Annotated in this window: 26 protein-coding genes; all 26 read left to right on the top strand. The window is 64.2% G+C overall.

What is annotated here, in order from left to right; genetic code table 11:
* Positions 1 to 93: 93 nt before the first annotated feature.
* The gene (locus QFZ88_RS13410) at positions 94 to 846 is read left to right on the top strand and encodes a glycoside hydrolase family 108 protein (protein WP_024923224.1); all 753 of its coding nucleotides are present in this window, start codon (positions 94 to 96) and stop codon (positions 844 to 846) included.
* Positions 846 to 1,376, top strand: a complete 531-nt coding sequence (locus tag QFZ88_RS13415; protein WP_024923225.1) for a hypothetical protein — start codon at positions 846 to 848, stop codon at positions 1,374 to 1,376. The genes QFZ88_RS13410 and QFZ88_RS13415 overlap by 1 nt, the downstream gene beginning before the upstream one ends.
* Positions 1,373 to 1,597: a TraR/DksA C4-type zinc finger protein gene (locus tag QFZ88_RS13420; protein WP_024923226.1), complete on the top strand. Its 225-nt coding sequence runs from the start codon at positions 1,373 to 1,375 to the stop codon at positions 1,595 to 1,597. The genes QFZ88_RS13415 and QFZ88_RS13420 overlap by 4 nt, the downstream gene beginning before the upstream one ends.
* The gene (locus QFZ88_RS13425; protein WP_024923227.1) at positions 1,594 to 1,956 is read left to right on the top strand and encodes a DUF2730 family protein; all 363 of its coding nucleotides are present in this window, start codon (positions 1,594 to 1,596) and stop codon (positions 1,954 to 1,956) included. The genes QFZ88_RS13420 and QFZ88_RS13425 overlap by 4 nt, the downstream gene beginning before the upstream one ends.
* On the top strand, positions 1,953 to 2,267 hold the full coding sequence (locus tag QFZ88_RS13430; protein WP_024923228.1) for a hypothetical protein: 315 nt from the start codon (positions 1,953 to 1,955) through the stop codon (positions 2,265 to 2,267). Before QFZ88_RS13425 ends, QFZ88_RS13430 begins: the two co-directional genes overlap by 4 nt.
* Positions 2,267 to 2,857: a phage protein Gp27 family protein gene (locus QFZ88_RS13435; protein ID WP_024923229.1), complete on the top strand. Its 591-nt coding sequence runs from the start codon at positions 2,267 to 2,269 to the stop codon at positions 2,855 to 2,857. The genes QFZ88_RS13430 and QFZ88_RS13435 overlap by 1 nt, the downstream gene beginning before the upstream one ends.
* Complete coding sequence (locus tag QFZ88_RS13440; RefSeq protein WP_024923230.1) at positions 2,854 to 4,512, top strand: hypothetical protein; 1,659 nt, start codon at positions 2,854 to 2,856, stop codon at positions 4,510 to 4,512. Before QFZ88_RS13435 ends, QFZ88_RS13440 begins: the two co-directional genes overlap by 4 nt.
* Positions 4,509 to 6,101: a DUF935 domain-containing protein gene (locus tag QFZ88_RS13445; RefSeq protein ID WP_244431186.1), complete on the top strand. Its 1,593-nt coding sequence runs from the start codon at positions 4,509 to 4,511 to the stop codon at positions 6,099 to 6,101. Before QFZ88_RS13440 ends, QFZ88_RS13445 begins: the two co-directional genes overlap by 4 nt.
* A gap of 122 nt (positions 6,102 to 6,223) precedes the next feature.
* Positions 6,224 to 7,354: a phage minor head protein gene (locus tag QFZ88_RS13450; protein WP_024923232.1), complete on the top strand. Its 1,131-nt coding sequence runs from the start codon at positions 6,224 to 6,226 to the stop codon at positions 7,352 to 7,354.
* A gap of 100 nt (positions 7,355 to 7,454) precedes the next feature.
* The gene (locus QFZ88_RS13455; protein ID WP_024923233.1) at positions 7,455 to 7,952 is read left to right on the top strand and encodes a phage virion morphogenesis protein; all 498 of its coding nucleotides are present in this window, start codon (positions 7,455 to 7,457) and stop codon (positions 7,950 to 7,952) included.
* A gap of 68 nt (positions 7,953 to 8,020) precedes the next feature.
* A complete protein-coding gene (locus QFZ88_RS13460; protein WP_036254980.1) occupies positions 8,021 to 9,076 on the top strand; it encodes a phage protease in 1,056 nt (351 codons plus the stop codon).
* On the top strand, positions 9,076 to 9,486 hold the full coding sequence (locus QFZ88_RS13465) for a hypothetical protein (protein ID WP_024923235.1): 411 nt from the start codon (positions 9,076 to 9,078) through the stop codon (positions 9,484 to 9,486). Before QFZ88_RS13460 ends, QFZ88_RS13465 begins: the two co-directional genes overlap by 1 nt.
* Before the next feature lie 9 nt (positions 9,487 to 9,495).
* Positions 9,496 to 10,392, top strand: a complete 897-nt coding sequence (locus QFZ88_RS13470; protein ID WP_024923236.1) for a Mu-like prophage major head subunit gpT family protein — start codon at positions 9,496 to 9,498, stop codon at positions 10,390 to 10,392.
* Positions 10,393 to 10,527: 135 nt separating this feature from the next.
* Positions 10,528 to 10,989 carry an HI1506-related protein gene (locus QFZ88_RS13475; protein WP_024923237.1) on the top strand — a complete coding sequence of 154 codons (462 nt, stop codon included), beginning with the start codon at positions 10,528 to 10,530 and terminating at the stop codon, positions 10,987 to 10,989.
* Positions 10,986 to 11,123 (top strand): hypothetical protein, encoded by a 138-nt coding sequence (locus tag QFZ88_RS13480; RefSeq protein WP_161773059.1) that lies wholly within the window; start codon positions 10,986 to 10,988, stop codon positions 11,121 to 11,123. Before QFZ88_RS13475 ends, QFZ88_RS13480 begins: the two co-directional genes overlap by 4 nt.
* Entirely contained in the window at positions 11,108 to 11,551 is a 444-nt protein-coding gene (locus QFZ88_RS13485; protein ID WP_244431185.1) for a gp436 family protein, read from the top strand. The genes QFZ88_RS13480 and QFZ88_RS13485 overlap by 16 nt, the downstream gene beginning before the upstream one ends.
* 2 nt (positions 11,552 to 11,553) lie before the next feature.
* A complete protein-coding gene (locus QFZ88_RS13490) occupies positions 11,554 to 12,138 on the top strand; it encodes a hypothetical protein (protein WP_024923239.1) in 585 nt (194 codons plus the stop codon).
* A gap of 11 nt (positions 12,139 to 12,149) precedes the next feature.
* Positions 12,150 to 12,389 carry a DUF2635 domain-containing protein gene (locus QFZ88_RS13495; protein ID WP_024923240.1) on the top strand — a complete coding sequence of 80 codons (240 nt, stop codon included), beginning with the start codon at positions 12,150 to 12,152 and terminating at the stop codon, positions 12,387 to 12,389.
* Complete coding sequence (locus QFZ88_RS13500; RefSeq protein WP_244431184.1) at positions 12,386 to 13,888, top strand: phage tail protein; 1,503 nt, start codon at positions 12,386 to 12,388, stop codon at positions 13,886 to 13,888. Before QFZ88_RS13495 ends, QFZ88_RS13500 begins: the two co-directional genes overlap by 4 nt.
* A 13-nt stretch (positions 13,889 to 13,901) precedes the next feature.
* Positions 13,902 to 14,261 carry a phage tail tube protein gene (locus QFZ88_RS13505; protein WP_024923242.1) on the top strand — a complete coding sequence of 120 codons (360 nt, stop codon included), beginning with the start codon at positions 13,902 to 13,904 and terminating at the stop codon, positions 14,259 to 14,261.
* Complete coding sequence (locus QFZ88_RS13510; RefSeq protein WP_024923243.1) at positions 14,258 to 14,740, top strand: hypothetical protein; 483 nt, start codon at positions 14,258 to 14,260, stop codon at positions 14,738 to 14,740. The genes QFZ88_RS13505 and QFZ88_RS13510 overlap by 4 nt, the downstream gene beginning before the upstream one ends.
* Positions 14,737 to 14,868, top strand: a complete 132-nt coding sequence (locus QFZ88_RS13515; protein ID WP_275040856.1) for a hypothetical protein — start codon at positions 14,737 to 14,739, stop codon at positions 14,866 to 14,868. The genes QFZ88_RS13510 and QFZ88_RS13515 overlap by 4 nt, the downstream gene beginning before the upstream one ends.
* Positions 14,869 to 14,871: 3 nt before the next feature.
* Complete coding sequence (locus QFZ88_RS13520) at positions 14,872 to 17,298, top strand: phage tail tape measure protein (protein ID WP_137900348.1); 2,427 nt, start codon at positions 14,872 to 14,874, stop codon at positions 17,296 to 17,298.
* Positions 17,295 to 18,545 carry a DNA circularization N-terminal domain-containing protein gene (locus QFZ88_RS13525; protein ID WP_024923245.1) on the top strand — a complete coding sequence of 417 codons (1,251 nt, stop codon included), beginning with the start codon at positions 17,295 to 17,297 and terminating at the stop codon, positions 18,543 to 18,545. Before QFZ88_RS13520 ends, QFZ88_RS13525 begins: the two co-directional genes overlap by 4 nt.
* On the top strand, positions 18,542 to 19,738 hold the full coding sequence (locus tag QFZ88_RS13530) for a phage baseplate assembly protein (protein ID WP_024923246.1): 1,197 nt from the start codon (positions 18,542 to 18,544) through the stop codon (positions 19,736 to 19,738). The genes QFZ88_RS13525 and QFZ88_RS13530 overlap by 4 nt, the downstream gene beginning before the upstream one ends.
* Entirely contained in the window at positions 19,738 to 20,130 is a 393-nt protein-coding gene (locus tag QFZ88_RS13535) for a phage baseplate assembly protein (protein WP_024923247.1), read from the top strand. The genes QFZ88_RS13530 and QFZ88_RS13535 overlap by 1 nt, the downstream gene beginning before the upstream one ends.
* Positions 20,131 to 20,150 lie beyond the last annotated feature (20 nt).

The raw sequence follows: 20,150 nt of genomic DNA on the forward strand, positions 1-20,150 counted from the left end.
ATGCGGGCATGATACGCGCGCGCGACCACACGCATTCTGCAGGCATCTTGGCCGGCTGATCGCCCGGCCTTTCCTGCAGCCGGAGCGGTGTCGATGCGCGAGAATTTCCAAGCGAGCTTGAAGGTGACGCTCGCCTATGAGGGCGGCTGGTCGGATCATCCGAAGGATCCGGGCGGCGCCACCATGAAGGGGATAACGCTCGCCACCTACCGGCGCTACTTCCCCAGCGCCAACAAGACGCAGCTGCGCAACATCTCCACCGAGAACGTCGCCAAGATCTACCGCCAGGATTTTTGGCAGGCGGTCAATGGTGACACGCTGGAGGCGGGCGTGGATCTCGCCACCTTCGACGCGGCTGTAAACTCGGGGCCGGGCCGCGCAAAATCCTGGCTTAGGGCATCGGTCGGCGGACCCGCACATCAGACCGTGAAGCGGTTGTGTGCGAAGCGGCTGGGTTTCGTTCAGTCGCTCAAGATCTGGAGCACGTTCGGGCGCGGTTGGGGTGCTCGCATCGCCGCCATTGAAGCCAAGGGCGTGGCCTGGGCGCTCGCCCATGCGGCGCCGGCCACGACCGTCAAAGCCAAGCTCGCCGATGAACAGCAGGCGGCAACCAGGATCGCGAAGACGGCCCGGACCAGCGGCGGAACCGCAGGGGCTGCCACCGCCGGTGGCGGTGGCGACGTGCTGGTCAATCCGCACCATGCCGAGCAGCTGGCGGGCTGGGTGATTGGCGGCCTGCTGGTGGCTGGCGCGATCGTAGCGATTGTCCTCATCAGCCGTAGTGTGATCCATCGCCAGCGCGCCGCCGCCTATGCCGCCGAGGCCGACGCCATGGGGGTGCTGTGATGGACCCCGTCATCGGCACCATCCTGATCGAGGCGGCAACGCGGGTCGGCGCGCCGCTCGTCAAGTCGCTGCTGGAACGCTTCCTGGGCGATGGCGCGGCCGAGGTCGGCGGCATCGTCATCGACACGGTCGCCGAGAAGCTCGGCGTTCCCCCAGCGCAGATCCCGGACCAGCCGGCCGAGAAGATCGACGCGGCCGTCAAGGAGGTCGAAGGTCAGGCGCCGGACATCCTCGTGCAATGGAACGTCCAGCAGGCGCAGGCGATCGCCCTGCAGAAGGCCGAGATGGACAAGGTCGGTGAGCCGACCTGGATGTGGGCATGGCGGCCGGCCTGGATGTGGTTTCTCGGCTTTCTCTGGTTGTTCCGTTTCGTGGTGGTGCCGACCGTCGACGCTGGCGCCGGCTCCACGATGGCGACACAGCTGCCGTTCGACACGCTCTTCTGGCTGACCGCCACCTTCGCCGGCTTCTACATGGGCGGGCACACGCTGAAGGACACCATGACCAAGTGGCTGGGGCGTCCGCAGTGAAGCTCGGAAACTTCGCCTTTGAACTGGCCGATCTGCGCACCGAGCAGGAACGCGAAACCGGCATCCGCGCGGCCCAGGCTGCTCTTGCCGGTCATGGCTCGTCAACGTGCGTGGTGTGCCACGAAGAGATCGAGCCCGAGCGCCGCCAGGCACTTCCATCAGCAAAGCGCTGCTTGGCCTGCCAGCAGCGTCTCGAACGTTTCAAGCGGAGGCGCAATTGACGCCGGAAGTACTTGCCCCGTGGATCTCGTTGACCCTCAGCGTCATCGCGCTCCTGAGCATTGTCTATGGCTGGTTTACGTCTGGTGAGAAGGCAGTTGCCGCCGACCTTACCGCGCACAAGGAAGCCGTCAGCAAGGGCGTGAAAGAAGTGGGAGAGACCGTCTCCGATCTGGAGCGGCGCGTCCAGGCGTTAGAGGGCGAACTCAGGCACCTGCCTGATCGCGAACAAGCGCACCGAATGGAGATCGCCCTGGAGAAGCTCAACGGTCGTATCGACAACCTGGCTACTAAACTCGACCCGGTCTCCGCCATCGCCGATCGTTGGCAGGAACTCATTTTGGAGCAGGCAAAGAAATGACCTTCGATCGAGAAGCTGCCGACCGGATTTTTCGCGAGAGCGCTCGGCTCGCGATGCTGAAAATGCTGGCCGAGGAAACGGACGAAACACTCCCTTCAGACGTCATCGAAGTGCGCCTGGTACCCTTCGGCATTCGCCGGCCACGCGCTTGGGTACACGGCGAGCTGAAGTATCTCGAGGAGTTGGGCGCGGTCATCGCGACTGCTGCCGGAACGGTGATGGGCGCGACCCTGACCGAACTCGGGCGGCGTCACTTGCGCCGTGAGATCGCGATCGAAGGTGTGAAGCGCCCACTCAAGCCGGAGATCTGATGATGGCACGCGGTCGCGGACGCCTGTCGAATATTCAGCTTCTGCCTCGCGAGTGCGAGGGCGTTGTCGCATGGGCCGCCCAGGAACTTCAGAACAGCGATCGCACCCAAACCGACATCTACCAGGAGTTTTACACCAAGCTCGAAGCTCTGCAGGCCGAGTATCATGGCGAACTGGAGTTCAGCATTCCGTCGTTCCAGGCCTTCAATCGCTATTCGATGCGTCTTGCCGTGTTCGCCGCCGAGATCGAGCAGGCTCGGGAAATGACCAAAGCGATCGCGTCGCGCTTCGATGCCGAGGGTGAGGACGATCTTGCCCGAATGGGTGCGATGGCGATCAAATCCCTGGTGACGAACATCATTGCCAGCCGAGGCTCCAAGAACATCCTGCCGAAGGAGGCAATGAGCCTCGCCAACGCGTTGCGAGCTGCCGCCCAGGCGGAAGGCATTTCCACCGCCCGTCGCCTCAAGGTGGAAAAAGAATTCGCCGACAAGGTCGAAGAGACGGTCGAAACCGTCGCCAAGGTGGCGGGCCTGTCGCAGGAGCGTGCCGCCGAGATCCGAAAACAGGTTCTGGGGTTGCGATCATGACGGTGGCGGCAGCCAGAGACTTCGTGAGAGGAGAGGACGCGGCCAAGCCCGTCCTCTCTCGCGATCCCGAGCAGCTTCCCGTCGAGTTGCCACGCGGGTCCGAGCTGCCGGCCGACCACGATCCGCTGGCCGATGGCATCCTGATGCTGCATCAGAAGGAGTGGTTGGAAGATCGCTCCGACCTGAAAGTTGCGGAGAAGGGCCGCCGCACGGGCATCACCTATGCCGAGGCGCTCGACGACACCATCATCTCTGCCAGCAAGCGCGGTGAAGGTGGCGACAACGTCTTTTACATCGGCGACACCAAAGACAAGGGCCGCGAGTTCATCGGCTATGTCGCCCACTTCGCCAAGATCGTCGCGAAGGAACTGGTCGCCATCGAGGACTTCATGTTCGAGGACGAGCAGGCAGACGGCTCGACCAAATACATTTCCGCGTATCGCGTGCGCTTCGCCTCGGGCTACCGTGTCGAGGCGCTGTCGTCGAACCCTGCCAACATTCGCGGCTTGCAGGGCATCGTCGTGATCGACGAGGCGGCCTATCACCGCGACGTGCGGGCCGTCATCGATGCCGTCAACGCACTGCTGATCTGGGGCGGCAAGGTTCGCGTGATCTCGACGCACAACGGTGTGCTGAACGCCTTCAACGAGCTGATCCGGGAAGCGCGAGCCGGCAAGAACCCGTTCAAGATCCATCACATCCCGTTCCAGGCCGCCGTCGACAACGGCCTCTATCAACGTGTCTGCCTGACACGCGGCTGGACCTTCAGCATCGAAGCCCAGGCGAAATGGGAGCAGCTGATCCGAGGTTCCTACGGTGCGCGCGAAGCCCAGATGCAACAGGAGCTGGACGCGATACCTGCCGATGCCCAGGGCGCTGCGCTGACCCGTGTCGTCATCGAGCGGGTGAAGGATCCGACCGTTCCCGTGGTGCGGGTTCAGCTGCCAGACAGCTTCAAGTCGCTCGACAAGAGTATGCGCGAAGCCGTGATCCGCGACCTCTGCCGGGAGAAACTTAAGCCGATCCTGGACAAACTCGATCCTGACCGCGCCCATGTCTTCGGCATGGACTTCGCCCGCAGTGGCGACGTCTCGGCACTGAAGGCCGATGAGATCGGCCAGGACACGGTGCGCCGCTGCCGCCTCGTCCTGGAGCTGCGCAACGTTCCCTACGAAGCGCAACGCGATATCCTCTTTTATGTCGGCGATAACCTGCCGCGCCTTTCTGGCGGTGCGCTCGATGCGACCGGCAATGGCGGCTACCTGGCTGAAGTTGCGGCGCAGCGCTGGGGCGAGTGCATCGTCGAGGTGAAGCTCTCGGCCGAATGGTATCGTGAAAACTCACCGCGTTATGTCGAGGCCTTCGGCGACCTCACCGTGACGATCCCGGCTGACGAGGATGTCATCCGCGATCACCAGGCGCTGCAGTACGTGAATGGCATCATCAAGGTGCCGGATGATCATCGCCACAAGGGTGAGGACGGGCTCGATCGACACGGCGACACGGCGATCGCCGGTATCCTCGCCTGGTTCGCCTCACTGCAGATGACACTCTCCTACGGCTACGAAAGCGCACGTCCCGGCGCGAGTGACAGCCGTGGTGGCGATGATCGGCGCGAACGTTCCATCGATGTTGAAATGCGAGGCCGGCTATGAACCTCAAATCCCTGATGCGCGCCGTTGGCCAGCGCCTGGTCGACGCCAGCGGCAACAAGCTGACCGATGCCGAAGTGACAGAAGAGCGCGCAGGCCCGACGACAGTCGGTGTTCGCGATCCGATCTCCGGTCATCCGGCCGACGGCCTGACCCCGGCGCGGCTGGCCGCAATCCACCGCGAAGCGGCGATGGGGGAGCCGCTGCGGTATCTGGAGCTGGCCGAGGACATCGAGGAGCGAGATCTGCACTATGCCGGTGTGATGGCAACGCGGAAGCGCTCGGTTTCGCAGCTGCCCATCACAGTGACTGCCGCCTCGGACGCTACCGAACACAAGAAGCATGCCGAATACGTCCAGTCATGGATCAACGACGGCGTGTTGCAGGCCAGCCTATTCGACATGCTTGATGCGATCGGCAAGGGCTTTTCGGTTCTTGAGGCGGACTGGCAGTCTCACATGGGGCATACCTGCCCGCGCGAGTTTATTTATCGACCGCAGCGTTGGTTCACGTTCGACCGCACTGACGGGGAAACGGTGTTGTTGCGGGAGGCGACCGGCGACCAGCCGCTGGCGCCACACAAGTTCGTGGTGCACCGGCACAAGTCCAAATCTGGCCTGACCATCCGCTCGGGCATCGCCCGCGTCGCCAGCTGGGCATGGATGTACAAAGCGTTCACGGCGAAGGATTGGGCGATCTTCGTGCAGAACTATGGCGCACCGATCCGCATCGGTCGCTACGGGCGCAACGCCTCGAACGACGAGAAGGACATATTGTGGCGCGCGGTGTCGCAGATCGCCGGTGATTGCGCTGCGATCATCCCGCAGGACATGTCGATCGAATTCCAGGAAGTCGCGGCCAAGAGCGCGAGCACCGACCTGTTCGAGCGCCGAGCCGACTGGATGGACCGCCAGATATCGAAAGCGGTGCTCGGCCAAACCACCACCACGGACGCAGTCTCGGGCGGCCATGCGGTTTCCAGGGAGCACCGGCTTGTCCAGGAAGACATCGAGCGTTCCGACGCCATCGCGTCCTCGACCACGACCAACCGGCAGATTGTGCCCAACCTGGTTGCATTCGAGTTCGGCCCGCAGGACCACTATCCCACAGTCTCGATTGGACGGCCCGATGAAGTGCCCTTGAAGGAGTTTTCCGAAGCCTTCGACAAGCTCGGCAAGCACGGCCTGACCGCACCCATCACCTGGGTGTGGTCCCGCCTTGGCATTCCCGCACCGAAGGCGGGCGAAGAAGTGATCGGCGGCCGCCAGCCCGTACCGGCGAAAACAAGCGAACCGCAGACGAATTCGGTCTCCGACTTGCTGCGCACCCGCCACGCACGGGAGCAGACGGACACGATCGTCGAGCAGCTCACCCAGCGCATCGAGAACGACGCGGCCGGCGCCATGGCTGGATTGACCGATGAGATCCGCGCGATCCTGGAGAACGCCACCGACCTGGCCGACGCTGCCGAAAAACTGGCCCAGCTCGACCTGAAGCCGGAAGCCCTGGCTGTTGCCATGGCGCGGGGCATGGCGCTTTCGCATCTCGCCGGCCAGGCTGCCCTGGTCGACGAGTTGACAGGCCGCAAATGACCAGCCGCAGAAACGGCCCAGGAACGCGCTCGGCGCTGTGGACGGCCCGAGATAGCGACCGAGCCCTCAAAGCGCGTTCACGGGCTTTGAACAGCCCCTTATTTCGAGGCTAAGAACCGGTCATGGCCGACGCGAACACCAGTGCGCTCGATCTGCCGTTCGACGCGGCCATTCGGTTCTTCCGCGACAAGGCGTCGCTGACGACCAGGTCGTGGACGGATGTCTATGCGGCGGCTCATTCTCGCGCCTTCGTGGTGGCGGGTGCCGCGACCGACGCGCTGGTGGCCGACTTCCGCCAGGAGATCGCCAAGGCTCTCGAAAAAGGAACCACGCTGGCCGAGTTCCGCGGCGCCTTCGACGATATTGTTAAGCGCAACGGTTGGGACCACACCGGAAGTCGCAATTGGCGATCTCGGATCATCTTCGACACCAATCTGCGCACCGCCTATGCGGCCGGCCGCTACGCCCAGCTGACCGAGCCCGACACGCTGGAGGCTTTCCCTTACTGGCAATACAACCACTCCGGCGCGCTTCATCCGCGCAAGGAACACCTCTCCTGGGATGGCAAGGTGCTGCGGGCCGACGATCCATTCTGGGCGACGAACTATCCGCCGAACGGTTGGCATTGCGGCTGTTTCCCAACGGCGGTCTCCGACCGTGACCTGAAGCGCCAGGGCAAGCGCGGCCCCGATCCTTCGCCGGACCTGCTGTTTCGCGCCGAGGAAGTCGGCGGCAAGCGCGTCATGGTGCCGTTCGGCGTCGACCCCGGCTTTGAATACAATCCGGGTCAAGCATGGCTGTCGCGGACTTTGCCCGGATCCGAAACCGTAGCAGCCGCTCCAGGCATGATCGAGCGGTTCGCAAAGATGGCGGTCGGTGGGCAGTGGCCTGGCAACAGCTGGGTGCCTGCCGCGCTGACGCCGCGCCGGCTGGCCGGTCCCCTGGGCGTCGATGTGGCCAGCGAGGTCAGGCTGTCGGCCGACACCATCCGCTCCCACGTCAAGCACCGCCACGCGACGCCCGAGTTTTACGGGACCGCGCCCGAACATCTTGTCGAAAAGGGCGAACTGATCGAACGCGACGACGGGCGATTGTTGCTGCATGCCACGATCGACGGCGAGCCTTACGCGGCCGCGCTCAAGGTTGTGCGCCGCCAGAATGGCGACGAGGTCTATCTGCTTTCGCTAAGGCGCACCAACGCCCGCCAGATCGCGCGGTTGCGCGACGAGGGAAAGGTGCTGACCGGAAAATGAAAAATGCGCCGGAGTGGCCGGAAATACCACCCAAGTCCCGAAGGACCGCTTCCTGCTCGGCGCACCGCCAATATAGGCCCGGTGCCGGATTGAGGCAAGCATGAGCGGCGTGACGCTGGAAACCCGGATTACCGACCACGGCGTTGGCCAGGCCTTCACCAGCCTGATCGGGCTGATGGGCAACACCACGCCGATCATGTCGGCGATCGGCACCGGCATGGTCTCGTCGACGCATCGCCGGTTCATTTCGCAAACCAGCCCCGACGGCGAGGCTTGGGCCTCCCTCAACACCGAATACAAAAAGATGAAACGCAATGCGCGGATCCTGACCGAGAGCGGCAGGCTTCGCGACAGCATCTCCAGCCAGCCAGGCCGTGACCATGTGCGCGTCGGCACCAACGTGATCTATGGAGCCATCCACCAGTTCGGCGGCACCATCGTGCCGAAGAACGCTTCGCACCTGGTTTTCCGTTTGGCCACTGGCGTGGTGTTGGCCAAGTCTGTTACGCTTCGCGCACGACCCTATCTGGGCATCTCCGACGACGACGAGGAGATGATCGCCGACATCGTCTTCCGGTTCCTTCGCCGCTTCCAGTAGAGAAAAGCCATTCCTGCCCGCCTTGGCGGGCATGATACCAGCGCACGCGCCGGGCCATTGTCGGTCCGATGAAAACGGTCCTCAACTCCATCACCCACAGCATGCTGGCCGGCACCGCCGCTGGCGGCGTTCCCGAGTTCATTCATCTGCTGCCGGCCGGCACGTTCTCCGGCGTCGATGGTCGCGGTCCCTACGAGCTTGGCGATGTCGCAAAGCTGATAGCGACCTCGCTGCCGGCAGGCCGCAAGCTGCCGATCGACATCAACCATTCCATCGATCTGCTCAACAAGACCGGCAAGGAGACGCCCGCCGTTGGCTGGATCGTAGCCCTGGAAGGTCGCGATGACGGCATCTGGGGCAAGGTCGAGTGGACTGCCAAGGGGCAGCAGGCGCTTGCCGACAAGGAATACGGGTTTGTCTCACCCGTGTTCAATGCATATGCCGCGAAGCCGCACCGTGTCGTGCAGCTGCTGCGCGCCAGCCTGACGAACGACCCCAATCTGCAGCTGGCCGCCCTTCACACCCGAGATCATTCACAAACCGACGGAGATCCAGCAATGGACGAAGATCTGAGGAAGGCGCTTGGCCTTCCCGAGACGGCCGACGAGGCGGCGATCCTTGCCGCCCTTGAAGCCGCAATAGCCGCATCCACCGGCGCGGTGGCGACCATGTCGCGCATTGCGACGGCGGCCGGCCTCCAGGCGGGGGCAACCGCCGACGAAGTGGTCACCGCCCTGCAGGCGCGCGCCGGTGCCGGCGACGATGCCGAAAACGCCCAGCTCCGCGACCAGGTCAAGGAGCTGAACACGCGGCTGACCACCGAGGTCAACGCCCGCGCCAACGAACGCGCGGTCACCGCCATCGACAAGGCCATCGAGGACGGCAAGCTCGTGCCGGCCCTGCGTGATCGCTTCATCACCCGCCACATGAAGGATCCGGCCGATGTCGAGGCCGAGATCAAGCTGATGCCGTCGCTGAACAGTGGCGGCCTCGGCAATCGCCGCATGGTCGAGGAAGGCGGCGCCTCGCTCTCCGACGCCGACGACACGGTCTGCAACCTCATGGGCCTCGATCCCGTGAAGTACGCCGAGGCCGCAAAGCAGTTGCAGAAGGAGACGCACTGATGCCTGCGCTGGGTTCCGATCGCGATACTAAGCAGCGCAGCGGCGAGATCCGCGAACTGCCGGTCAAAGGTGCCACCGTCCTCTATGCCGGGGCGATGGCGGCCGTGAATGCGGCCGGCCTGGTCGTGCCGATGGCGACTGCCCTTGGCCTGCGCGGGCTTGGCCGCGTTGAGCGCCGCGCCGACAATTCGGCGGGCGCGGACGGCGCGCTCCGGGCACGGGTCGGCGCGGGTGTCTACCGTTTCGCCAACTCCGCCGCCGCCGACCAAATCACCGCTGCCGATATCGGCAACGATTGCTACGGCGTGGATGACCAGACGGTCGCAAAGACCAATGGCGCCAACACCCGTTCGGTCGCCGGCAAAATCTACGACGTGGACGCCCAGGGCGTCTGGGTCAAGTTTTCCTAGGAGCCCTCGATGCTGATCAATTCGACTTCTCTGCGCTCGCTCTACACCGGCTATTCGACGGCGTTCCAGGGCGGCTTTACGGGCGTTGCGCCCATGTACCAGCGCGTCGCCACGACGGTGAATTCGACGACGCGCGAAAACGAGTATGGCTGGCTTGGCCAGATGCCGCGCTTCCGTGAGTGGATCGGCGATCGCCAGGTCAATTCTCTGAAGACCCACGGCTACACGATCAAGAACAAGCCGTTCGAAAACACCGTCGGCGTGGATCGCGACGACATCGAAGACGACAACATCGGCATCTACACGCCGCTGTTTACGGAACTTGGCCGCGCGTCGGCGAGCTTCCCGGACGAACTGGTGTTTCCGTTCCTGAAGGCTGGCTTCAACACCACCTGCTACGACGGCCAGTATTTCTTCGACACCGACCATCCTGTTGTCGACGAGAACGGCGGCGAGACGTCCGTGTCCAATTCGGGCGGCGGCAATGGCACGCCCTGGTTCCTGCTCGACGTGTCGCGTGCCCTCAAGCCCGTGATCTACCAGAGCCGCAAGAAGTTCGACCGCCTGGTTCGCAAGGACCAGGAGACCGATGACAACGTCTTCAGCCGCAAAGAATTCGTCTACGGCACCGATGGCCGTTGCAATGTCGGCTTCGGCTTCTGGCAGATGGGCTACGGCTCGAAACAGACACTTGACCCGGCTGCCTACGAAGCTGCCCGCGTCGCAATGGGTGGGTTCAAGGGTGACAACGGTCGGCCACTCGGCATCGTACCGAACCTCCTGGTCGTGCCGCCGTCTCTCGAAGGTGCCGGCAAGCGCATCTTGCAGTCGGCCCTCATCAATGGCGGCGAGAGCAACCCGTGGGCCAACACCGCCGAACTGCTGGTGGTCCCCTGGCTTGCATGACGAAATAGGCAGCGGCCGCGAGGACCGTCCGCAGCCTACGACCCGACGCCTGGGCGGGATGCCCATCGGCGTCGGGTCTCTCAAAAAGGGCCGACCATCGACCCCTTTTGCGAGACCCGAAGCAAGGAACCGGACATGACCAGGAAAACCGACGCGGCCGATGACGCCAACAAGGCGAAAGACCAGGCCTCGACCAATTCGACGCATACCCCCGGAGAGAGCGACCAAAGCGGGGCCGGCAATACGGCCGGTCCCGCAGGTGCTCAAAGCACGGAAGAGTTGATGGCGGCCGGCGCCGAGGCCTCGCGTCGCCAGATGGCCGAGGTGCGTGAACGGCTGCGCGAGGACAGGGACGCATTCCGGGCTACGTTTCCGAAGTTTTCCGCCGCGATCGACGCCTGGGAGGAAAGCGATATGCCCAACCCGACGGCGCTGCGCATCATCTCCAAGGTCAACGGCTTTCGCAGGGCTGGTGTCGTTCATTCGATGGACGGCGTGGACCATGGGCTCGACGTGTTCACGTCGCCGGCACAGCTCGAACAGCTCTTCTCCGAGCCGAACCTGGTCGTGTCATTTGTCATTGGATCACAGGAATGATCAGCGACCACCCCAAAGTATTTTGGTTCGTGATGTTCGCGCTGTCGAGCGCCGCCGTGACGATCATCGCGGGCGAAATCTGGCTCACCTACTACCTGGTCAAGGAACTCGCGCTACCGTGCGGGGCCAACTGACCATGACCTACGCCACCGTCCAGGACATGGTCGACCGCTTCGGCGAAACCGAGATGATCCGGCTTTCGCGGCCGGAAGATCGCGACGCCACGACGGTGCTTGCCGCCAAGGTCGAGCTAGCGATTGCCGATGCGTGCGGGCAGATCGACGACTATCTGCGCGGCCGCTACCGCGTCCCGGTCGCCACCCCGGAAAAGAGCATCGTGCGCGCCACCTGCGTCCTGGCGCGCTACGACCTGGCCAAAGGCGAGCGGACCGATCCGACCGAGCCGATGCGCCTGGACCGCAAGGAGGTGATAGCCTGGCTTGATGGTATCGCGGCAGGCCGCATCAACATCGACGCGCCGCCAGCCGGCGAACTCGGTTCGACCGGCGCCCGCATCTCCGACCGCACCAATGTCTTCGATCACCAGAGATTGCGGGGCTGATCGTGGACCTGGCACTCGCTCCCATCCGCACCGTCGAGCCAGCAATCGAAGCCCGGTTGCGGCTGGCGTTTCCGTCGAAGACTTTTCAGATCAAGCGGGTGCCGCCCGTGCTCACGGTCAAGGAATTCGAGCGTGTGGTGCGACTGACGCCGTTCATTGGGCTCGCCTGGCTCGGCATCAAGCCGGATCCGGCATCCGGCCGGTTGCTGGCAGCCGCCATGCGTTGGCGCCTGACCATGATCGTGAAGGCGTCATCCAGTCTCGAAGCCCGTTTCAAGGGCGATCGAATGGATATCGGCATGGATGCCATGATCGACGTGGCGGCAGCCCTCCTGCAGGGCGCGGTCTTCGACGGTATCGGCGCCAGCGCGGTCACGGGAGCCGAGGCGGTCTATGCCGACGGCTGGAGCGATGACGCCACGGTCGTTGCGAACCTCGATTTCGAAGTCCGCTACCAATTCTCGCCGGCCGCCCTGCAGCTGAAGACCATCGACGATTTCACAGCGCTAGGGGTGACCTGGCTGAACGCGGACAGCCCGGCAGCCGGTGGCGTGGATGCTCCGCAAACCGTGCAGCCCAACAGCTAGGAGCAACAGACGTGCCCGAACAGAAACTGAAACTCGCGGAAGGCCGAACGGTGGCGATGGAAGACGGCCGCGCCTGGCCGGCCGAAGGCGCTACCGTCGAGGTCACCCTCTACATCCGCCGTCGCCTTGCCGACGGCGACCTGGTCGCGGCCGAGGACGAGGTGCCCGCCAAGCCGGCCGGCGCTGAACCCCTGGACCCGCCCGAGGATCCCGACAATTCCGGCCGCAAGGCCCGCAACGGAGGTAAATGAGCATGGAACCGATGATCTTCGACGAGATCCCGTATGACTGGCTGGAGCCGGGCACCTATATCGAGGTGAAGCCGAACTACCGGACGATGGGCATCTTGCCTTATCCGGTTCGCAATCTGATCGCCGGTCAGAAGCTTGCCGCAGGCACGCTCGCCCCCGGCCAGTTCGTGGAAGTGGTGCGCCCGGAACAGGCCATTGCGCTGTTCGGCCAGGGATCGATCGGCGCCGAGCAGGTGATCGCCTTCCGCAAGGCCAACAAGACGCAGCCTCTGTTCGTCACGGCGGTTGTCGACGATCCGGGCGCGGTAAAAGCCTCGGGCACGCTCACCTTTACCGGTGCCGTCGCTGCGGCCGTCGTCCTGCGCTTCAAGATTGCCGGCAAGGCGGTGCGGATCACGGCGCAGGCAGGTGCCACGGTCGCCACCATGGCGACCGCCCTGAAGGACGCCATCAACGCGGATCCGTCGCTGGTGGTAACCGCCGCGTCGAACGCAGGTGTCGTCACCGTCACCGCCCGCAATGGCGGCGAGGTCGGCAACGACATCGATCTGCGCGTCGACACTAAGGCGCAGCCGCTCCCATCAGGCCTGGCGGTCGCAATCGCGCCCATGGCTGGCGGCGCTGGCAACCCCAACCTGCAGCCGGTGCTCGATGCGATCGCCAACACCTGGTACACGGCGGTCCAGCATCCTTGGTCCGACGCCACCAATATGGGGGTGTTCGCGGCGTGGCTGGCTGAACGCTACAAGGCCATGTCGAAGCTCGATGTGCATGGCTACGTTGCCAAGCGCGGAAGCTTTGCCGCGCTCGGCGCCTTCGGCGATCTGACGAACTCGCCTTTCCTGACCGCTGCCGGCCTGAACAAGCCGCCGACCAGCTCGTGGATCCTGTCGGCGACACTGATGGGTTTGTGTTCGTTCCATCTCGCCAACGATCCGGCCCGCCAGTTGCGGTCTCTGGTCCTGCCCGGCGTCGAGGCGCCCGATCCGGTCGACCAGTTTGTCGAGGTCGAGCAGGATCTGCTCCTGCGCAAGGGCATTTCCACCTTCGACTGCCTGGCGGACGGCACGGTCACAGTCTCGCGCGTCGCCACCACCTACAAGGTCTCCAATCTCGGAGTGCCCGACCGCGCCTGGCTGGACATCATGGTCCCGGCGACCATGAGCCGGATCCGCTACGATTGGGCAGGTTACGTCACGCTGCTCTACCCGCGTTCCAAGCTGGTCGACGACGACAACGGTGCGGCCTTCACCAGCCGCAGCGACGGTGACGAAGATCCGGGCAATGGCGTGGTGACACCGCGCCGCATGCACGGCTCCTGGGCGGCTCGCTGTCGGCTCTACAACGACCGTGCCTGGATCGAGGACATCGCGCGGACGGTCAAGGAAAGCGTCTTCCAGCGCAACGTCGACGACAAGAACCGTCTGGAGAGCCGCCAGCAGGTCCGCATCGTCGGCAACCTGATGACGCTCGCCGGCTCGCTCGAATTCCAGGTTTAACAAGGAGGTTTAAATGCAGACGCTCGGCATCGTCGACATCGTCTGGCGCGGTCGGAACATTCCGGTCGAAAAAGGCGCCAAGATCAAGGTCGGCGGCATCAAGAACAATGTCGTCAACTACGGCAACAAGGCCGCTCGTGCTCAGGAGTTCGAGCCGTCGGAGGTGACGGCCACGACCAACCTGGAGCGCGGCCAGCGCTTCGGAAACCTCTGGGGTCCCGGCGAAGGGGAACTGCAGGTGCTGTGCGACACCGGCCAGACCTTCGTCATCGGGGACGCGTTCCTCACTGATCGCCCGGACGTGACGGGCGGCGAAGGCGGCAAGATCGAACTCAAATGGGCGGGCTCGGCGCCTGAAGAGGTGCTGGCATGAGCCGCCTGGTCAAGGAAGTCGCGATCGACTTGGACGAAGACCAGGCCGACAGCGCAGCGGCAGCGGAAACCGTTGTCGACGAAGACGGCCCGGTCCCGGCTGACGCGGAAACGGATGCCGACGTTGTCGACGAGGACATCGACCCGCTCGACCGCCTGCCTCCGCACGCGAAGAAGAACCAGGACGGCTCGGTTACCTTGCCGCTCAAGTTCCCGCGCGATCTCCAGATCCGCAAGAACGGCAAGGTCCGCACCGATCGTTATGAGCGTCTCGTCTTCCATCGGCTGAACGGCGCCGACCAGCGCGCGATTGCTGCCGCGAAAGAGGATGACATGAGCGTTGTTGCATTCGCCCGTTCCACTCGCATCAGCCAGGCGATCATGAACGCGCTGTTTGACAAGATGGACGGCGCCGACATCGCCGCCGGTGGCCAGGTGCTGAACAGTTTTTTCGCGACTGGCCGGACAACTGGCAGGTGATCCTGGGCGGGCTGGTCGACGGGACCGGCCTGTCGGCAGCCGAGGTCGACCAATTCACCGCCCGTGACGCCACCTTCTGGTGGAACGCGATCATGGCCTACCGCGAGGAGGTCTCAAAAAAGGAGTGAGGCGTGTCCGGCAGGTCGATGGCATTGGATGTGTTGGTGCGGCTCCGGGATCATCTCTCGGGGCCGCTCCGTTCGCTCAAGAACAACCTGTCCAGCCTGGTCGGTTTCGCGCGCAAGATCGGCGTCCTGGGCGCCGCTGTTGCCGGCATTTCCTTCATGGGACCGATCCAGGAAGCGGCGGCTTTCCAGCAGAAGCTGCTCGATATCGCCGGCACCGCGGAACTGACCGGCAAGGCGGCGTTTGCCTTCGTCGATCAGGCCGAGATCCGCTATGATGCACTTGCCTTCAAGATCGGCCAGCATTCCGACACCATCGCCGACGGCGTCGGGCAGATGATCGCAGCCGGCGTCAACCCGAAGCTGATTGACGCGACGATCGGCGACATCGGCCGCGCGACGACGGCCGCGAACGCCAGCTTCGCCGACATGTCCGGTGTCGGCATATCCATGCTGAACAATTTGAAGCTTCCGGCCGACCAGATGCGCGACAGCCTCGGCGCCCTGGTCGTCGCCGGCAAGCTCGGCTCCTTCGAGCTTAAGGATATGGCCGCCAGCTTCCCGAACCTCACCAGCGGTGTCGCGAAATTCGGCGTCAAAGGCCGCGAGGCGGTGAACTTCCTGGCGTCCGCCCTGCAGATTGCCCGCAAGGGCACAGCAGATCCGGCCACGGCCGCCAACAATCTGGCCAACTTCCTGGACAAGGCGCTGGCGCCGCTGACGAAGAAGAACTTCGAAAAGCATGGCGTCGACATCGAGGCCGTCATGATGGACGCCGCCGCCAAGGGCATGAACCCGATCGAGGCGGTGATCCAGAAGATCGGCAAGCTGACCGGCGTCAACGAAACCCAGATCGCGGGCTTCATGAAGAAGGCCAAGCAGAACGGGCTCGAAGGCGCGGAGGCGCTCGGCTATGTGCGCCAGCAGCTGGAGGCGATCGGCGCGGCCGGCAAGGTCGGCGAGCTGTTCCAGGACAAACAGGTTCTCGACTTCCTGGTCCCGTTCCTCGCCAATATCGACGAGTACAAGGACATCAAGTCCAAGGTGGCCGCCGCCACCGGCGCGATCACCGACGCGGACTTCGACACCCAGATGGCCGGCATCAACCGCCAGCTGACTATTTTCCGCGAGGTTGGCACCCAGGCCGTTCGTTTCGTCGGCATGGCCTTTGCGCAATGGCTGCCGACCTTGAACGAATGGGCTATCGCTGCCTTGGGCTGGCTTCGCGAATTCGATGCTTCGTCCGGTGGTATGGCAACCAAGATGCTCGTGTTCGCCGGCGCCGGCCTCGGCGTGGCCGCAGCACTCGGCGTGCTCGGCTTCGTCTTGCCGATCGTCGGCGCCGGCCTGGCCGCGATCGGCGCGCTGATCGGCATCATTCTGTCGCCGATCGGGTTGCTCATTGCGGCGCTCGCAGGCGGTGCGGCGTTCATCTGGAAGAACTGGGATCGGTTCGGCCCGCGCCTGATGCGGCTGTGGGATCGGGCCAAGCAGGGCTTCCGGTCATTGGCCGGCGATGTCGTCGATCGCGGTCGACGCATCATTGACGCCGGGCGCGATATGGTCAGCCAATATGGCCCGATGATCCAGCGCGGTTTCGAGCGCGCCTGGGCGGGTGCTGAGTTCGCCGGATCGAAATTCCTCGGCGGGTTCCAAAAGAACATCGCCGGCATCGGTGACAGCTTCTCGCGGTATGTCTCGGCCGTGGTCGAGGATTTCCGAATTCTGCGCGACATCGGCTCGAACATCGGCCAGATCGTCAGCAATGTCTTCGCCGGCAGCGGCATCGACTGGGGCAAGGTGTTCGGCGATATCGGTGGCTTCGTCGGCGGCCAGCTGAAGCAGACTGCCGATGACTTCGTCGAACTGGCAAGGTCGGTCGGGGATGTGCTGAAGGCGATCCGCGAGATCACCAACGCCCTGGCAACCGGTGAGCCAATCCCGTGGAGCAAGATCATGCCGGACGGCGTCGTCGCTGCGTATGAGAAGGTTGTAATAGTGATTAGCCAGGTGAAGGCGGCTCTCACTGACTTCGCGGCCTGGCTGTCCAAATTCTCCTTGCCCACGATCAACCTCAATCCGTTCGGTGCTGGTAGCAGTGCCAAGACTGGCGACGTCCTGCCGAACGGCACGCCGGCCGGAGATCCGAACAAGGTCGGCCCGAGCGGCATGCCGGAAGATCGCGAACGGGCCCTGCAAGACTTCACCGTGCCGCCGGTCCGCCCGCCTGCCAACAACAACAAGCAATCCTCGCTGCAGCCGGCCGCCAGCAGCCGTTTCGCCGCGATCGCGGCGCCGGTGCGCCAGGACGTCAATGTCGGCGGCGCCGTCCGCATCGTGGTCGACGGGCCTGCCAAGGTTGCGAGCGTGGCTTCGGACAATGCCGCCGTGCCCGTCCAGGCCGGCAGCGGACGCATGGTGGGCCGGGTATGATCTTCGACAGCGTCGCTCACGTTCTTCCGGGCTGCTTGCCCGCGTCCTTTCGCGGCATCGGCTTCTTCGTGCCGGACACTTCGACCGAAGCCGGTCGCAGGGTGGCGGAGCACTTGTTCCCAGGCACCGACCGTGCAGCCTATGACGATCTCGGCTTGCATCCAGCCGCCACCTCGATCGACGGCGTGCTGGTCGGCGATGACTATGTCGCCCAGGCGCGCACCCTGCGGGCCGCTTTCGAGCGTCCAGGTCCAGGCACGCTGATCCACCCCTGGTGGGGCGTCATGACCGTCATCCTGGGCGAGCCGGCCGAGATCTCGTTCTCATCGAGCGAGTTGCGGGTTGCGCGCTTCACCGCTTCCTTCAAACTGGCTCGAACCGGCTTCAACGGGTTCTTGAATTCCACTGCCGCCACTCTCCTCGGCGCGGCGTTGAACTTCGCGTCGACCCTCACAGCGTTGGGCAGCTCGCCGGCCAGCCGAACGATCTCGCGCGTTCAGGATCTCGCGACGCAGCGCTCAACCAGGCTGCTCAAGAGCGAGTGGCTCACCCTGCCGGCAGGAAGTGCCGCTGCCGTCGTTCGATCCGCCTTGCCGGGGTCGATGCCGGCCGGGCCGGCTGCGTTCACCAATGCGGCTATGGCGGTGACCGATACCGTTGTGCAGCAGCTGCAGGGCAATGACGATGCCGCCGTTTCGCCAGCAGCGGAGGCCCCAGTGCCGATTGCACCCGTGACGCCGGCACAGATCGTCGACCTGTTCATCGGCGCGTCACAGCGGTTCACTGTCCAGCACGCCGAGGCGCCTTCGACCACGGATAGCGTGCTGTTGCTCACCGCTGCAGGCGACCCACTGGGGAAAGCGGTCGGTCTCTCGGTCCAGATCGAGCATGCCAGCCGGGAGGATGCCCTGGCTTTGCGCGGCAGGCTGGTCGGCGCGATCGACGGCTTTACCGACGCGCTGGCCGGCATCGAGGACATGCAGTTTACGGCTGTCACGACCGCCGCCAGTCGCGCAGCCGGCGACCTGCGGGCCGCCGTGATCGCGGATATCAACGAGGCGATCGGCCGGCTGCCGTCCCTGATCGTGCGCACATACGATACCGAGACGGATGCCTTCGCGGTGGCCAACGATCTCTATGGCGACCGACCGGAGACGATCGAGGCCGGCTATCGCTCCCTGGTCGAGCGCAACCGACCGAGGCATCCGGCGATGTTGCAAGCCGGACGCGTCGAGGCGCTCAAATGAGCCTCACGTTGCAGATTAACGGCGTCCTCTATGAGGAATGGACCAGGGCCGAGGTCACCCGGAACCTGAAGGATTTTTCGGGGTCGTTTTCCTTCACACTCCGCGATGGCGTGCGCTCGATCTCGACTTTCGATTATGCATCGCCTCGGGCGATCTTCAGGGTACGGCCTGGAATGGAAGTGAAGTGTCTCGCTGACGGCGCCCTCGTCCTGCACGGCTACATCAAGAAGGTCGAGCCCAATATCGACGAGGAGCATGCGGAGGTCAGCATATCCGGGGAGGACAAGGCCGGCGACTTGATCGATTGCGCTGCCGTGCCCGAGGGGCCAGGCGAGTTCACCAACATAAAGCTGGAAGATGCCGTCAAGCGCATCGTCGCGCCATTCGGTTTGAACGTGCGGACCGAGATCGACACAGGCAAGCCCTTTCCCCGCTACGCGCTGGATCTCGGTGAGACGGGACACTCCGCAATCGAGAAAGGCGCGCGCCAGCGGCACGCCCTGGTGATGAGCGATGGCGTCGGCGGTGTTGTCATCACACGCACAGGTGCCAAGCGAGCGCCGGCCGATCTCACTCTGCCGGGCAATGTGAAGGGGTCACGCGCGACCTTCAGCCACGAGGGCCGTCACTCTAAGACGATCGTGCGCGGTCAGAGCGAGAAAGCCAGCGGTGATCGCGATAGTCGCTCGGCAGCGCTGACGCCAGGGACCGAGCCGGCCGATCCGGGAAATCGTCAACCCAGCGACGGATCCGCGTACGAGCGCGAGCGGCGTGGGACAGCCACCACAGGACGAGCGACGGACCCGGAGATCGAGCGCTACCGCCCGATCGTTCACTTGGCCCGTACACAGGCCGACGAACAGTCCGCCAATGACGAGGCTGACTGGCGCATGCGGACCGCCCGAGCAAATGCCGAAGAGGCCAACTATCGCGTTCACGGCTATTCGGTCGGTGGCCGCGTCTGGCGTGTCAATGAGATGACGTTCGTCTCCGACGCATTCCAGGGCATCGAGCGCGACATGCTGATTTCGACGGTGACGTTTCGGAAGGACGAAAGCGGTGAGGAAACCGAACTGACCGTCACGTCGCCGGAGGCCTACGACAAGAAGGCGTCGGGCTCGCGCCGCAAGAACCTCAAGGGCAAGAAGAGCGTCGGTACCGGCAAGCTCGACGGAACTGCGGAGAAACTGTGATGGACAAGGAAACCGCCGACAAGATGCGCGGCATGATCCGCCGATCGGTGCTGAAGAATGTTCGCGACGACGGCGAGACCCAGCGCTGCTCGGTTGAAGTCGCCGACGGCATCTGGCGCGACGATGTCGAGATCCTGCAACCGTTCGGCTTTGCCTCGTCGGTGCCGGAGGATGGCGCGCTGGCGATCGTGCTGTCGGTCGGCAGCGATGAAGGCGACCTGGTCGTCTTGCCTGTCGCCAACCCTTCGAAGCGCATGGGCGGCCTGAAGCCTGGCGAGGTCGGCATGTACAATGGGCATGGCGACAAGATGGTCATGAAAGCGGGCGGCGCGATCGAGATGGGCAGCGGCGCCAGCATCACGCTCAAGTCGGCTGCGGGGCACCTCGAATAATGGCGCAACTGATCGTTCGC

Source organism: Mesorhizobium sp. YL-MeA3-2017, assembly GCF_030814575.1.
GTDB classification, from domain to species: domain Bacteria; phylum Pseudomonadota; class Alphaproteobacteria; order Rhizobiales; family Rhizobiaceae; genus Mesorhizobium; species Mesorhizobium terrae.